Annotated in this window: 14 protein-coding genes and 1 tRNA gene; 4 read left to right on the forward strand and 11 right to left on the reverse strand. The window is 40.0% G+C overall.

Going from position 1 to position 15971, the window contains the following annotated elements:
• Window positions 1-204 precede the first annotated feature (204 nt).
• The 3 genes from PISS_RS13960 to PISS_RS13970 form a co-directional block, all read right to left on the reverse strand.
• Window positions 205-281 (reverse strand) — tRNA-Ile (locus tag PISS_RS13960).
• 277 nt (window positions 282-558) lie between these two features.
• Window positions 559-717, reverse strand: coding sequence for a YqaE/Pmp3 family membrane protein (locus PISS_RS13965; protein WP_008466367.1), 159 nt, complete (start codon window positions 715-717; stop codon window positions 559-561).
• A gap of 64 nt (window positions 718-781) precedes the next feature.
• Window positions 782-1351 carry a BON domain-containing protein gene (locus PISS_RS13970; RefSeq protein WP_013465983.1) on the reverse strand — a complete coding sequence of 190 codons (570 nt, stop codon included), beginning with the start codon at window positions 1349-1351 and terminating at the stop codon, window positions 782-784.
• A gap of 313 nt (window positions 1352-1664) precedes the next feature.
• Between PISS_RS13970 and PISS_RS13975 the strand changes: the two genes are divergently transcribed.
• Window positions 1665-2330: a LiaF domain-containing protein gene (locus PISS_RS13975; protein ID WP_013465984.1), complete on the forward strand. Its 666-nt coding sequence runs from the start codon at window positions 1665-1667 to the stop codon at window positions 2328-2330.
• A gap of 46 nt (window positions 2331-2376) precedes the next feature.
• On the opposite strand, the gene PISS_RS13980 is transcribed toward PISS_RS13975, so the two are convergent.
• Entirely contained in the window at window positions 2377-2793 is a 417-nt protein-coding gene (locus PISS_RS13980) for a VOC family protein (RefSeq protein WP_058155300.1), read from the reverse strand.
• Between the two features lie 236 nt (window positions 2794-3029).
• On the opposite strand from PISS_RS13980, the gene suhB reads away from it, so the two are divergent.
• Window positions 3030-3833, forward strand: coding sequence for an inositol-1-monophosphatase (gene suhB, locus PISS_RS13985; RefSeq protein WP_010391751.1), 804 nt, complete (start codon window positions 3030-3032; stop codon window positions 3831-3833).
• A 50-nt stretch (window positions 3834-3883) separates the two neighbouring features.
• On the opposite strand, the gene PISS_RS13990 is transcribed toward suhB, so the two are convergent.
• The 6 genes from PISS_RS13990 to queA all read right to left on the reverse strand — a co-directional run bounded on the left by PISS_RS13990 (window position 3884) and on the right by queA (window position 11300).
• Complete coding sequence (locus tag PISS_RS13990) at window positions 3884-5671, reverse strand: GGDEF domain-containing protein (RefSeq protein WP_058155301.1); 1788 nt, start codon at window positions 5669-5671, stop codon at window positions 3884-3886.
• Window positions 5672-5803: 132 nt separating this feature from the next.
• Entirely contained in the window at window positions 5804-6751 is a 948-nt protein-coding gene (secF, locus tag PISS_RS13995) for a protein translocase subunit SecF (protein ID WP_013465987.1), read from the reverse strand.
• Window positions 6752-6760: 9 nt separating this feature from the next.
• The gene (gene secD / locus PISS_RS14000) at window positions 6761-8620 is read right to left on the reverse strand and encodes a protein translocase subunit SecD (protein WP_058155302.1); all 1860 of its coding nucleotides are present in this window, start codon (window positions 8618-8620) and stop codon (window positions 6761-6763) included.
• A 19-nt stretch (window positions 8621-8639) separates the two neighbouring features.
• Complete coding sequence (gene yajC, locus PISS_RS14005; protein WP_010391747.1) at window positions 8640-8975, reverse strand: preprotein translocase subunit YajC; 336 nt, start codon at window positions 8973-8975, stop codon at window positions 8640-8642.
• Window positions 8976-9001: 26 nt separating this feature from the next.
• On the reverse strand, window positions 9002-10129 hold the full coding sequence (gene tgt, locus PISS_RS14010; protein WP_028835575.1) for a tRNA guanosine(34) transglycosylase Tgt: 1128 nt from the start codon (window positions 10127-10129) through the stop codon (window positions 9002-9004).
• Window positions 10130-10268: 139 nt separating this feature from the next.
• Window positions 10269-11300 carry a tRNA preQ1(34) S-adenosylmethionine ribosyltransferase-isomerase QueA gene (queA, locus tag PISS_RS14015; RefSeq protein ID WP_058155303.1) on the reverse strand — a complete coding sequence of 344 codons (1032 nt, stop codon included), beginning with the start codon at window positions 11298-11300 and terminating at the stop codon, window positions 10269-10271.
• Between the two features lie 717 nt (window positions 11301-12017).
• Between queA and PISS_RS14030 the strand changes: the two genes are divergently transcribed.
• Window positions 12018-14549, forward strand: coding sequence for an EAL domain-containing protein (locus PISS_RS14030; protein ID WP_008114824.1), 2532 nt, complete (start codon window positions 12018-12020; stop codon window positions 14547-14549).
• Between the two features lie 187 nt (window positions 14550-14736).
• Window positions 14737-14940, forward strand: coding sequence for a hypothetical protein (locus PISS_RS14035; RefSeq protein ID WP_058155304.1), 204 nt, complete (start codon window positions 14737-14739; stop codon window positions 14938-14940).
• 46 nt (window positions 14941-14986) lie between these two features.
• Here PISS_RS14035 and PISS_RS14040 read toward each other — a convergent pair whose 3' ends face one another.
• Window positions 14987-15904 (reverse strand): hydrogen peroxide-inducible genes activator, encoded by a 918-nt coding sequence (locus PISS_RS14040; protein ID WP_013465992.1) that lies wholly within the window; start codon window positions 15902-15904, stop codon window positions 14987-14989.
• Window positions 15905-15971: the final 67 nt, after the last annotated feature.

The raw sequence follows: 15971 nt of genomic DNA on the forward strand, positions 1-15971 counted from the left end.
CACATGCATTTAATTCAGCAAGATAAAGCAAAAAGTTAAATTATATGAACTAGCTATTCATAGCATATTAAGTCAAACAATAAAAACCTAACGCGAAGCCAAAAATATTACATAGCTATATTAGATTGCTATACTCTAAAGTAGCACAGAGGTAGCACAAGGTAATTTCTGTAAGTAGGTATTTACTTGGAAAGCTTTGAAAAGTGGTGGCCCCTCCCAGACTCGAACTGGGGACCTAACGATTATGAGTCGTGTGCTCTAACCAACTGAGCTAAGGGGCCATCTTTGTATAACTGTAAGCAGTTAATTTTTGAAGCGTTTAGCCACAGAGCGACTAAAGCGGGTTGCAGTATAAAAAGTTTTTAGGGGCTTGTCACTAGCAAAAAGCTTTATTTTAACAATCAAGGAGCTAACTGCTCAAATAGTAGGCTTTGAGGTTTTGTTAGTGATGAGTTTTGTAAAACAAATCCATTTATTAATAGCAGCCTGAGTAACTAATAAACATACCTTTGGGAGCACTTAGCAACTCAGTATTAAATGTCCTGCTATGCTGCTACATTATTTTTTGGCAATAATGTAAATCGCATGAATTAATCCAGGGAAATAGCCAAGCAAAGTTAGCAAAATATTTAACCAAAAATGCATCCCTAGTCCTACCTGTAAAAACACACCCAGTGGTGGTAATAAAATAGAAAAAATAATTCTAATGATATCCATAATTTAATCCTTATAATGTTAGCAAAGCAAAAAGCCCAGCAGGGCTGGGCTTTAGTATAGTGTATTATTCTGCAATAACAGTTAATTCATCAACTACCTTGCGAACATCTTCAGCGTTTTTAGCAATTTCCATCGCTAATTGCTTTTCAGCATCAGACTCAACTGTACCTTTAAGAGTTACCACACCATTATCGGTATCAACATCAATGTCTGTACCACCTACTTCAGAATCAAATAAGTAACGTGTTGTGATCACTGTAGTGATTTTAGCATCTGTTAAATCACTTTCAGTGTCGTTACCCATCATTTCAGAATCATGCTTCTTCATGTCGGTGTTTTTTACCACAGTTAGACTGTTTTCGACGTCAGTTACACCATCTAGGCTTAGCACGAGTTCTTCAGCAAGCTCTTTATCTACTTCGCTGTTTACTTTACCTGTTAGCATTACCTTGCCGTTTTTTACGTCCGTGTTGATATCAAAGTTATTTAGATTGGTGTTCATAAGCAATACTGTTTCTGCTTTCCCATCAATCCAAGCATCTTTGCTTTCGTTTTCCCAACTGCTTGCCTGAGCGCCCATTGCGGTTGTTCCTAATACTAGGGCTGCAATCATAGACTTATTAAATGTTTTCATAATCGTTCTCCTTTTGATTAAAGACACTTAAGCTAATGCGAGCATCGGGCCAACATTTTTTAACCTTTAATTTCAATAGCTTAATTTAAAATAGTAGATATTGGCTTAAACCTACTAAGTAAACATTTACAGACTATTGCGTAAAAGTTTCTCGAATAGCGAAACTTACTAAATAATTGTATATTTGGTTAATCTGTCGTTAATATAATAAAGAATCAAAAACCCAAAATCATAAACCACTGAATTTAAACAATTTAATATTTGGTATAAGGCTTGCTTTGAAATAACTAGCAACCATAAAAGGATAATTTAAATGTCTGTTAAAATTGAAGACCGCCCTATTGAGCAAGTTCGTGAGCAAGTGATTGATCAGCTCATTTATAATTACAGCCATGGTGTTATTTCTGTTGAAGCATTTGAAAGGCGCTTAGACGACGCGATGGCAGCGAGTGACAATAAAGCACTTATGGATCTCGTTGAAGATTTAACCTTAAATACTGACCAGCAATATAAGGCGCAAAAGCACTCTCAATTTGCACCTAATTATAGCGCGCAGCATGAGACTGATGAAGAGCCACTTACATTAAGAAGCATTCTTGGTTCGAGTGAACGAAGCGGCCAATGGGTAGTTCCTCAAAACATTTATATAGAAAACTACATGGGGTCAATCAATCTTGATTTTACGGATGCTATTTTTACCCACCAACATGTCACTATTCACGTTAATTGTTATTTTGGCAGCGAAGAAATATATGTACCAGAGCACGTTAATGTAGTTTCTAAAATGTTTTGTATTTTAGGCAGTTTTGAAAATAAAACAGTGTCACTCAATAAACGCCAAGGGCCAACGATTCACATTGAAGGAAAAACTGTTTTAGGCTCTGTGGAAGTTAAAGTTAAACGCACTATTAAAGAAAAATTTATTAGCTTTGCAAATGATCTAAAAACTCAACTTGGCATGAATGGTAAACATTATTAAATATGCTAAACATTGAATGAAGCCATAATAGTTGGCTTCATTCTTATTATAAGTCGTTATTTCGCTCACTAGGTACATCACTCATGTACTCTACAAACTCAACTTCAAACCCTGCAGGGTCAATATAATAAATGTTTTTTCTAAATGGATTTACAGCACCTTCTTTACTTATTGCAAAGCCCGCATGTTTTAGGCGCGCTATTACTGCATTTAAGTTATTGGTTACATAGGCAAAGTGTGCCAAACCAATTTGATGTCCTGATAGGTCGCGGTTTTCCCTTTCCCCATGATCGCTTATAGCAATATATTGCTCGTTATCACCAAAATGTACCCAGCGCCTTGCTTTACCATACCAGGTTCCTTCTCCCTCACTTCTAATTGACCAATAGGGAAACGCTGCTTGGTAAAACTTAAGCATGGCGTTTATGTCACTAACAACTAAATTTACGTGTTCTAATTTCATAACTTTCTTCCTGTTAATTGAATATAGAACATCATAAAACCTCAAGTTAACTTTAGGTAAAGCGCTAATTTACAAATTTATTGTCTGTTTTTATTCCGATAAATATATTGAAAGATCATGCCTGTACAAAAAACACTCACAAGTATTTAGGCTTTATGGTTTACTTTATGGCAAAAACCGCTAAAATACGCCGGCTTAAATATATAAACGTTCTTTTACAACCCAAAGGTAATACCATGCATCCAATGTTAAACATTGCGGTTCGCGCTGCGCGTAACGCAGGCAAGCTTATTCTTCGTGCAAGTGAAGACTTATCAAAAGTTGAAGTGCAACAAAAAGGCACTAATGATTTAGTTACGAACATTGATAAAGAAGCCGAAGCCGTAATTCGTGACACTATTTTACGTTCTTACCCTGATCACTGCATCGTTGGTGAAGAGTTAGGCGAACACAAAGGTAAGGATGCTGATTACCAATGGATTGTTGACCCACTTGATGGCACAACTAACTTCATCAAGGGTATCCCTCATTTCGCAGTATCTATTGCACTTAAAGTTAAAGGTCGTTTAGACCAAGCCGTAATTTACGATCCAATTCGTGGCGAACTTTTCACCGCTTCTCGTGGTCAAGGCGCACAGTTAAACAGCAAACGTTTACGTGTATCTAAAACGGTTGAACTTGCCGGTTCTGTTCTTGCAACAGGTTTCCCTTTCAAACAAAAACACCACTTAGATGCCTATTCTGAAGCGTTTAAAGCATTATTCGTACATACCGCTGATATTCGTCGTGCAGGCTCTGCAGCACTTGATATGGCATATGTTGCAGCGGGTCGTGTTGATGGTTTCTTTGAAATTGGTTTAAAACCGTGGGATACAGCAGCAGGCGAGCTATTAGTTAAAGAAGCTGGCGGCATGGTTGTTGATTTTGCTGGCGGTAATAACTACAACGTGAGCGGTAACGTTATTTGTGGTGCACCTAAGCTAACACAAGCGATTGTTCGTGAAATGCGCCCAGTATTATCTGAGTCGTTATTACGTTAATCGTAATACCGTACTAAAAAAGGAGCCTAGGCTCCTTTTTTTGTTTTTCGTTAGCCACTTTTTTTACTATTGGATAAACGCACAACAGCGGGTGCAGGCCTTCTTCGATTACAAATAAATAAGTAGCTGTGACGATAACGTTTTGCTTCTTTTTTAGCATCTGTGGCTAATGCCGCTACTTGATGGCTATTTTTACACTGCTGCAGATCCGGCTCAACTAAACCTATCGATAATGTAAGTAAAGGTACAAACTGCTTTTCGCCCTCTCGATTAGTTGCCCAATACCCTTTTCCAGCAATATGCTCTGGCGTAAAAAATACGCGTGACTGCAATTCAAATTGCGTGATAATGGTATTACAAACCTTCACCGCATCTTTTTTTTCAAACACCACCATAAAATCATCGCCACCAATATGCCCGACAAAGTTAGCGCTGTGCGCACACGCTTTTACAGTCACATCGGCCAGAAGTTTTATCACGCTGTCCCCACTGGCATAACCATACAGATCGTTAAATTGTTTAAAATGATTTAAATCGATATAGGCTAGTGAAAATGGCTGTTTATGTTGCAGACGCTGCTCTATTACTTCACTAATTGCCACATTACCCGGTAACATGGTTAGAGGGTTAGCATGTTGGGCGTGGCGGATTTTTTCAGCGGTAATGTGCTTTAATATATCCCTGAGCGGTGCCAAACCTAAATATTTATTATTACTTGTGATAACAATATGGCGACGAATATCAAAGTCTTGCTCTGTTATTTGCTGAGAGACAATATCAAGCATTTGATTTTCATCAACCACCAAAGGCTGTTTATCCATTAACTCAGTGACTTCACATTTATCATAAAGCGCATGCCCGTATGGCGCGGCAAACACTTCTGTTAGCTGATCTTTGTGTAACAGCCCTATTGGCTGCTGATTGCTATTTAAAACGGGTAAGCTAATTATGCGCTTGTCTTGCTCAAAAAGCGCATGAGCTTCTTTACAACGCGTGTGACTGCTAATGGCAGGCTGAGCAACAGCAAGCACCCCGATAGCCATTGATTGTTCAAACTTTGATCCTGCTTGAGTCGATGTAAATGCTTGTAACTGATTACAGTTATAGTCATAGCTTGGTTGTTGGCTGGGTCTTTCTAACAAAAATCCCTGAACATGACTTATGCCTATACTTTTAACTAAATCGAGTTCTTCAGTACGCTCAATTCCCTCAGCAATCACCGCTGTATTTGTTGCCCGTGCTAACACCACAATTGATTTTAGAAATTCTTTTTTAACTTCGCTTTGATCGCAATGATCAATAAAGTAACGATCAATTTTTACAATATCTGGGCATAACTGCGACCATTGCTTTAGACCGGAATAACCTGCACCAAGATCGTCAATAGCAATAGTGAAGCCTAGCTCTCGATAATGAGCAATGGTTTTTAGCAGTAAAAAGCCATCATCTACTTTTTCTTGTTCGGTGACTTCAATCACCACACGATTAGCCGCAAGACCAAACTGTTCAATTAAATGTAAGGTTTCGCCTTTAGGGTGGCTCGGATCGAGTAGAATTTTTGGGCTGACATTTAAAAATAACTTCCCTTGTAGATTTAGTTTTACAAAGTTTTCTATGGCGCGAGAACGGCATAAAAGCTCAAGCTCTGAGATCAATTGATATTTATGAGCCGTTTCGAATAGCTTATTTGGCATCGCTAATGGGCTATTTTTAGGGCCTCGACTCAGCGCTTCATACCCAATAATAGATTGCTTAGTTATATCAAAAATAGGTTGAAACAAGGTTGTTATTGCCCCTTGTTGTAAAATTGACTCTAAGGCTTTACGTTGCTCAGTCACTACTAGCTCTGATCAAAATTAAATAAGAGTGATAAAATATCAAGCTCGTATGACAATTATATGTCTTACACGCTAAGCAATAAAAAACCGCTCACAAGGAGCGGTTTTTTAAAAAGGATAATTTAATCTCAATTAAGGCATTGAGTCTAAATCGGCACCTTCTTTTTCAATCACCTCTGGTATTAAATCTTCTTTACTTACGCCCATGGCAATAGCCACCGAGCTGGCAACGTAAACTGAAGAATAAGTACCAATAAATACACCAAATAATAGTGCGGTAGCAAAGCCATGAATAGTTTGGCCGCCCCATACAAAGAGTGCAATCAATACTAAAATAGTGGTAATTGATGTAACTAAAGTACGATTAAGTGTTTGCGTAAGTGACAGGTCAATAATTTCAATGGTGTCGTCAATACGTACTTTACGGAAGTTTTCACGGATACGGTCTGATACAACAATGGTATCGTTTAGTGAGTAACCTATCACGGCGAGTATTGCAGCCAAAATAGTTAGGTCAAACTCTAAACCAAGCACCGAGAATAAACCAATCGTAATGATTACATCGTGTAATAGTGCCCCCACCGCACCCACAGCAAAGCGCCATTCAAAGCGAAATGCTACGTAAATTAAGATACATATAAGCGCAGTTAACATGGCAAGGCCACCCTGCTCTTTTAAGTCTTCACCTACGCTTGGGCCTACAAACTCAATACGGCGCATTACTACGCTATCATCAGCTTGTTTAAGGGCAGCAATTACTTGGTTACCAATCACTTCTGCTTTTACATCATCACCGCGAGGGGCTAAACGGACCAGTATTTCTTGGCTTGAGCCAAAAAGCTGTACCGATGCATCAGCAAAGTCGTTTTCAGCCAGTACATTACGTACTTTTTTCAGATCGGCAGGTTGTGAAAAACCTACCTCAACTGCTGTACCGCCGGTAAAATCTAAACCGAAATTTAAGCCTTTAACAAAAAGTGACGCCAGCGACGCTATGATTAATAACGTAGAAAAGCCCATTGCCACTTTTCGAAGAGACATGAAACGAAGGGTTTTTCCGCCCAATCTTAAAATTTGCATGTCTGCTCCTTAAATTGAAAGTTTATCAACACGTTTGCCACCAATAAATAGGTTGATAACCGCACGGGTACCTATAATTGCTGTAAACATAGAGGTTAAAATACCAATTGCTAAGGTTACCGCAAAGCCTGCAACAGGACCGGTACCAACAGCAAACAAGATAATCGCCGCAATTAATGTGGTGATATTGGCATCAAAAATAGTACTAAAGGCGCTATCGTAACCAAAGTGAACCGCTTGTTGAGGGCTACGGCCATCGGCCAGCTCTTCACGAATACGTTCAAAAATAAGTACATTCGCATCAACAGCCATACCAACGGTTAATACAATACCGGCTATACCCGGTAGGGTAAGCGTTGCACCTGGAATTAACGACATAACGCCGATAATAAGTACTAAGTTGGCAGCCAGTGCAATATTAGCAACAAGGCCGAAACCTTTGTAGTAAATAAGCATAAAGGCCAGTACAAACGCAAAACCTAAGGCTACAGCGGTCATACCTGCTTCAATGTTTTCTTGACCTAGGCTTGGCCCAACCGTACGTTCTTCTACAATTTGAATAGGCGCAACCAATGCACCCGCGCGTAGAAGTAAGCTTAAGTTATGCGCTTCAGCTGGGTTATCAATACCGGTAATACGGAATGAACGGTCAAGACGCGCTTGAATGGTTGCTACGTTAATCACTTCTTCCACTTTAATTGGCGGAAGTGCTTTACCGTCACTATCTTTTTTACCCGATGGCTTGTATTCAATAAACACGGTAGCCATACGTTTACCGATAGCACGCTTGGTGAAGGCATTCATTTTTGCCCCACCTTTACTATCGAGTTTAATGCTTACTTGTGGACGCTGGTACTCATCTGTACCTGACTGCGCGCCAGTAATATGGCTACCTTCAAGAATAATGCGTTTTTTTAGTACCACAGGATAACCATCACGGCTCATGATCATTTCAGTACCCGGTGGGATACGACCTTGAGCAGCGGCGCTTATGTCAGCATTTTCGTCAACTTCACGAAACTCAAGTGTTGCCGTAGCACCTAAAATTTCTTTAGCGCGAGCGGTATCTTGAATCCCTGGCAATTGCACAATAATACGTTCAGCACCTTGGCGCTGTACGTTTGGCTCTGCAACCCCAATTTGGTTGATACGATTACGAATAATTGTTTCGTTTTGCTTGATAGCATAATCACGAATTTCTTTTAGCTTTAGCTCACTCATAGTGGCAAAGAATGCGTTATCGTTACTGCTATCATCAATGTAAACGTTTAGAGGGTAACGACTTTCTAAAAAGCGCTCTGCAGCGTCTTTATCTTCTTCGTTACGCATTTCTACACGCATACGCTCTGAACCTGCTACGCGGCGCACACTACGATAACGTAGTTTTTCTTCGCGCAGGTCGCTACGAAAATCTTGCTCCATTTGCTCTAACTGATTATCCACCGCAGTGACCATATCGATTTCCATGGTGAAATGTACACCACCACTTAAATCTAGCCCTAACTTCATAGGATTACCGCCCAGCGACTTTAACCAAGCCGGTTGTGCAGGAGCCATATTGATTGCTGAGATATAATCGTTACTAAGCGAGTTACGCAGTAAGTCTTGCGCTTTAAGTTGGTCTTCAACGTTTTTAAAGCGAACAAGAATTTGCCCGTCTTCGAGTTTCGTCGATTTAGCGCTGACGTTATCTTTTTTGAGGATTGCGTTTACTTTGTCTACAACACTGAGGTCGACATCGGTGCCTTTAGCGCCAGAAACTTGTATGGCCGGATCGCGGCCATACAAGTTTGGTGAAGCATATAAAAGGCCAATGGCTAACACAGCTAAAACAAGTAAATACTTCCAAATTGGAAACTTGTTTAACACGGGGCCGTCCTTATTATTTTTATAGCGACTTCATTGTGCCTTTAGGCAGTACAGCAGATACTGCTGATTTTTGTACAGTTACTTCTGCTTGCTCATTTAATGAGATCACGATGAAGTCTTTATCTTCAGCAATTTTTACGATTTTACCCACTAAACCACCTTGGGTTAGCACTTCATCGCCTTTTGCCATCGCGCTCATTAAGCTTTTATGCTCTTTTACGCGCTTTGCTTGCGGGCGGTAAATTAAAAAGTAAAAAACCAAACCAAAAATCGCTAACATAATTAGCATTTCCATACCGCCGCCTGCTGCAGGTGCGCCAGCGCTTGCATGTGCGTTTGAAATAAATAAACTCATAATACTTCCTCTTTAATTTTTAAATTTTAATTTGTTGTATCAGCTAGCTCTGGCACTTCTTGGCCTCGGCGAGCGTAAAAATCGTGTACAAATGTCTCTAGTTGACCTTCGCTAATAGCATTACGCAAACCTTCCATAACACGTTGATAGTATCGTAAGTTATGGATAGTGTTTAGTCGTGCGCCAAGAATTTCGTTACATTTGTCTAAATGATGCAAATAAGCACGCGAATAATTCTTACAGGTATGGCAATCACACTCTGGATCAAGTGGGCCAGTATCTGTTTTATGCACTGCGTTACGGATTTTTATGATGCCAGTAGTAATAAATAAGTGACCGTTACGTGCATTACGCGTTGGCATTACACAGTCAAACATATCTATACCACGGCGAACCGACTCAACTAAGTCTTCTGGCTTGCCTACACCCATTAAATAACGTGGTTTGTTTTCTGGCATTTTATAAGCACAATGATCAAGAATATTAATCATTTCATGTTTAGGCTCACCCACCGATAAACCACCGAGTGCATAACCATCAAAACCAATCTCTTCAAGGCCAGCTTGTGATTGTGCACGAAGCTCAGGATACATACCGCCTTGAATAATACCAAACAATGCTGAAGGGTTGTCGCCATGCCCTTCTTTTGAACGCTTAGCCCAACGAAGAGAAAGCTCCATAGAGTCTTTGGCTTCTTTTTCTGTGGCAGGGTACGGCGTACATTCGTCAAATATCATCACGATATCTGAGCCAAGATCACGCTGTACTTCCATTGATTTTTCTGGCGACATCATAATTTGGTCACCATTTACAGGCGATTGGAACATCACGCCTTCTTCAGTGATTTTACGCATTGCACCAAGGCTAAATACTTGGAAGCCGCCTGAGTCAGTTAAAATTGGGAAATCCCAATTCATAAAGTCGTGTAAATCACCATGCTGCTTAATGATTTCAGTACCAGGGCGCAACATTAAGTGAAATGTATTGCCTAAACAGATTTGTGCACCCGTTGCTTTAACTTCATCAGGTGTCATGCCTTTAACCGTGCCATAAGTGCCTACAGGCATAAACGCTGGTGTTTCTATTACACCTCGGTCAAAAATCAAGCGACCGCGGCGTGCTTTGCCATCGGTGCAGTCTAATTCAAATTTCATAATATCCTCTGTGTCGGAAAAACAGTCCAACAAGCTATAATTTAACCGCTCGATTCTACCCTTTTTACCACCCTATTACTATTAGCAGTGAGAAATTCACTATGCTTAGGAGTAAAATAAAAACCGATAACGCTGTAAATTATTTACGGGTCAAAAACATCGCATCGCCATAGCTAAAAAAGCGATACTGTTGTTCAATCGCCGTATTGTAAGCGCCCATAATGTTGTCTTGCCCTGCAAAGGCACTAACTAACATGATCAGAGTTGATTCGGGTAAATGGAAGTTAGTTACCATGGCATCAACAACGTTAAATTGATAACCCGGAAAAATAAAGATATCGGTATCGCCAAAGTAAGTATCTAGCTTGCCGCCATGTATTTTTGCTGCAGACTCAAGTGAGCGTACTGAAGTTGTACCTATAGCAATCACTCGCCCGCCTTTGGCTTTGGTGCTTGCAACCGCATCCACCACATCTTGTGGCACTTCAATATATTCAGAGTGCATGATGTGCTCATCAACACTCTCAACTCTTACAGGCTGAAAGGTGCCAGCACCAACGTGCAAGGTTACAAACGCCATTTGCACGCCTTTATCTTTGAGCGCAGCCATGAGTTTATCGTCAAAATGAAGGCCTGCCGTAGGTGCAGCAACAGCGCCTGGCTTTTCGCCATATACCGTTTGGTAACGCTCACGGTCGGCTTCGTTATCTGGGCGGTCAATATAAGGAGGAAGCGGCATATGGCCCACATCATTTAAAATGTCGAGCACATTTTCATTGCGGTCAAACTCAAGCTCAAATAAGGTATCATGGCGTGCCACCATAATAGCTTTTGCTTTGCCCTCTAAAATGAGTACATTGCCCGGTTTTGGCGATTTACTAGCACGAATGTGCGCAAGTACGCGGTGTTCGTCTAATACGCGTTCAACGAGTACCTCAACTTTACCGCCAGATTCTTTTTGACCAAACATACGCGCAGGTATTACTTTGGTGTTGTTAAAAACCAATAAGTCGTTTTCGTTAACCAGTTCGAGAATGTCACTAAATATTTTATGCTCAATCTCACCAGTTGGCCCGTTTAGGCTCAATAAACGGCTACTCGTTCTATCTGCTTTAGGAAAACGAGCAATTAATTCATCAGGTAAGTCAAAGCTAAAATCAGCTACGCGCATTGTTAGAATTCCACATCATTTAAAATCGCGCCAAGTGTATACCCAAACCACCTCAAAATGCGAGTTTCAGTTGGAATTAAAAGCGATTTAGGCAAGGCATTGATTGCAAATAATAGTGGTTCTATTATTAATATCAATAACGCAGTATAAATCGCTTTTAAGCCAACCCGTGGGCGTTTCACAGGGGCATACTCTCATCGTTGCTACTTCTTGAAAGGGACTACCATTACTGCAAAGTATCGCCTTGATATTAAGCCCCTGTGAAGCGCTGAATTCTGCATTTTGAGGTGGTTTGGGTATATTTAAACCACCTCAAAATGCGAGTGTCGTCGGAATTAAAAGCGATTTAGGCAAGGCATTGATTGCAAATAATAGTGGTTCTATTATTAATATCAATAACGCAGTATAAATCGCTTTTAAGCCAACCCGTGGGCGTTTCACAGGGGCATACTCTCATCGTTGCTACTTCTTGAAAGGGACTACCATTACTGCAAAGTATCGCCTTGATATTAAGCCCCTGTGAAGCGCTGAATTCTGCATTTTGAGGTGGTTTGGGTATTTAACTATTAGTAATGAAGCTCAAGATATCCCACATATTCTCCCTAATTAGCCATCAATGAACTACATTTAAAATAGCGGTTAAATACGCTTGTTCTTATCGCTAAATATCATTACTCTTACTGTTTTATGATCTGCATCTCTCGGAGTGGTACCTACGTGGCAAAACAGCTTAAATTGCTAATATTGAATGCAAGTAATGATGAGCGCCAGACTATTCGTGCCACGTTAGAGAGGCTTAATGTGTTTGAGTTCATTGAAGCATCAGACAGCCAAGACGCCCTAAAAATATTAAAAAATCAAAGCGTAAATATAATCATAACTGGCTTAGATGTAGGTAAAATTGATGGTTGGCGGTTTTCCCGTATGATCCGCTCTGGATTACTAAACACGCCTAAAAATACGCCTATTTTACTTATTCCGCCGATTTATTGTGAGCGAATCGCCGAGACTACTGCACGAAGTTATGGCATAGATGCGGTACTGCCTTTTGAGCGCCAAGATATTCTGCCGCAAATACTCGCAAATGTTCTGTCGAGTCATTTAGAAAAAAGTAGTCGCTTAAACCTGTTGTTATTAGAACCCTTTGCCAGCAGAGCAAACGACATGAGTGAGCAATTAAAACTTAACTTTGCTATCACCCATGTTACAACTGAGAAAGCGGCGCTAAGTGCTTATAATCAGCAGCCTTTTGCTATCGTGCTACTGGATGCCACAGCGGCACAAGCAGAAAGCTCAAATCAATTAGTCGAAAAAATTCTGCAGCATAACCCTCAGCAAGCCATTGTTACTATTATTGACAAAAACGATGCCGATTACGCCGAGCAGTTATTACTTTCAGGCGTTACCGACTTTATTCGCGCCCCTTACGATCCCTCATTTTTAAATAAAGTCTGTGACCACGCAGCTCGTCGTGAAGACTTTATGGTCAGCTATGCTGAGTTTGCCAATAAAGTGCAGCAATTAAGTATTAGTGAAGTAAAGTATCGCGACCTGTTTTCAGCACATCAACGTATTTTATTGCACCTAAATACCGTGGTGCTTGAGCTAGACCAGCAAGGCAATATTCGCTTTATAAACCCTGCATGGGAGTCTTTGAGTGGTTTTGGGGTTAAATCGACCTTGAAACAACCATTAACTGCATTTTGTACCAAAGAGTATAAACAGTCGTTACAATCCACTATTGATGACATTTTACAAGGTGGCGCAAATAAACAAAAAATAGAAGTTAAACTGCAACAAAAAAATGGCAATTCGGTGTGGGTTGAATGCCGCCTCCAGCTAATAAAAAATAGCAGTAATAACGCGACCATTACCGCCACACTCGATAATATTCATGAACGTAAGCAAGCTGAGCTTCAATTACGCCATTTAGCATTGCATGACACGTTAACCGGCCTACATAATCGTTATTACTTTGACCAACAACTTAACTATATTTGCCAAAGCGAAAATACCTATGCAAATATTGAGCATGCGCTTATTTATATCGATCTTGATCACTTTAAAATAATCAACGACAGTAAAGGCCACCAACAAGGCGATATTGTTTTAAAAGAAGTGGCACAACTGTTTATTGCCAATATTAGTAATGAGCACCTGATCTGCCGTGTGGGTGGCGATGAGTTTGCGGTGATCCTTAAAAACACCAATTTATTAGATGCACATTTAATTGCAGAGGGGATTTGTAGTGCCATTGAGGGCAACCAATTTAAGTCAGAAGATCAAGTGTATTCAATTAGCTGCTCTATTGGCTTAACCCAAATTACTGCTGATAACTGCGATCCAAATGAATGTTTAAAGCAATCAGATATTGCGTTATATATTGCTAAAAATTTAGGCCGTAACTTAGTACATTGCTATTCAAAACAAGATGGTGAAAACAATGCGCTGCAAACGGGCTTAGAATGGGGTCATGGTGTACGCCAAGCTCTACAACAAGACAGTATAGAACTTCATTATCAACCCATTTGGGACTTTAAAACTAATCAGGTTGCTTACTTTGAAGTACTACTGAGATTAAAGCTCGACGACGAACTTATTTACCCAAATCAATTTATTCCCTCATTGGAAATGCTTAACGACACCTTTTTAATGGATCAATGTGTTATTCGTAACAGTATTGCGAGTGTTGCTGCGCACCCAGAGCTTCTTCAGGTTGCAATAAATTTATCGGCACAATCATTTTTAGATGAGCGTTTACTGCCGTTAATAGAGTCGAGCCTCGAAAAATATCAAGTGCCTCCGTCAAAAATTATTTTTGAAATAACCGAATCGGCTAGCATTAATAATTTGGCTGCCACCCGTAAAATGATTGAACGGTTAAATAATTTAGGCTGCCACTTTTCGATTGATGACTTTGGTACCGGATTTAGTACCTTTAATTATCTTAAACAATTACCAGCCCAACATGTAAAAATTGACGGCTCATTTGTCCGCGATATGCTTAACGATTCCATTGATTTAGCGCTAGTAAAAGCCATAAATGACATCAGTCGGTCACTAGATAAGCGCTCTGTGGCTGAATATGTGGAAACCGCTGAAGTATTTTTTGCACTCAAAGAAATAGGCGTAGACTACGGGCAAGGCTATTTTATTGCTCGCCCTGTCCCTATCGACAAGGTACTGATTGAATTAGAAAAAATAAAGAACAACCCTATTTTTTATCAAGATACCCTCACATCACTATAAACATTAATAAACAAATTTAAGCAATTTATTTCTACCAAAATTGCCCATCTAACCTATACTTTGCTTATCGGCAGCACAATGTCATGAAAATTAAGTGATTACCTTAATTTTACATGACATCTTTATTTCTTATCGTCTAGATGTCTATACTCTTAAAGATGGACATTTGGTCATAAGGAGGATGTTTATGACGCAACTAATCACGTTATTATTGTTTATACACTTTGCTATTGCGCTTCAATGTTACAAGTATGCCCAGATTAAAGGCTACCCTGTAAAAACCTTTACAGTGCTTGGACTGGTGCCTTACTTCAATGTTGTTGTATGGGTTTACTTATTGTTTTTACCGCCTCTAGAGAGCTACCATGACCAGCACAAGCAGCCACTTTAATTCCCTGTGTTATTGAGCGTATTATCTCTAATACGCTTTTTTTACGTTACTTAAAATCAACACTGCACTGCTTTTTCAAAAAGACCTCTAACTGTTGGCTAAACAATTTAAAGTCACGAATCCGCCCCGTTGTTTTGCGCCACAGTACACCAATATCACGATAGGCATCACCTTGTGATGGCGTAGCAAGCATGTTTTTGTTTTCTAAAATACCCGCGTTAATCGCCATTTGCGGTAAAAAAGTCACGCCAAGTTTATACTCAACCATACTCAATAAAGTATGTAAGCTAGCTGCCTCAAAGGGATTTATACAGCTAGAGCGGTTTAAATGGCACGCGCTGAGCGCATGCCCAGTCATACAGTGCTCTCGCTCAAGTAAAAATACACTCGCTTCTGGTAGTAAATTAAAGTCTTCAATGCCTTTAGCTGGTGTGTAGTCTTTATGGTGCACTAAGCTAAAATGATCTTGTGCAAGTACTTGAGTATGAAATTTATCGGTTTCGTAGGGCAGCGCTAATAGTGCCAAGTCAATTTGCCCGTGCTCTAACTTATCAAGTAGCTTGTCGCTGGTATCCTCCACTAAAACTAACTCTAAGTCAGCAAACGTTTGCTGACAAAAGTGATAAAGAGGCGCTGCAATAAAGCTCGCAATCGTGGGAATAACACCTACCGTTAATGTGCCGCTAAGCGGCGTTAAAAAGCTTTTAGTAAGCTCTTTTAAGCTAATAGTATCGTTAATGATTTTTCTTGAACGCTCAACAACCTCTTCACCAATGGTGGTAAACATAAGACTGCGATTTTCTCGTTCTATAAGCTGACACCCTAAGGTCTCTTCTAAATTTTGAATTGCGGTGCTCAGCGTTGACTGGCCAATAAAGCAGGCACTTGCTGCGCGGCCAAAATGTTGATGCTGATGCACAGCTAATAAATACTGTAGCTGCTTTATACTAGGGAGATTGGTCATTTTTCTTTCCACAAATAAAAAGACCCCAACACCAAGGGCGTTGAGATCTTTTCAAGCTAAAAGTCTT

This window comes from Pseudoalteromonas issachenkonii (assembly GCF_002310795.1).
Taxonomy (GTDB): domain Bacteria; phylum Pseudomonadota; class Gammaproteobacteria; order Enterobacterales; family Alteromonadaceae; genus Pseudoalteromonas; species Pseudoalteromonas tetraodonis.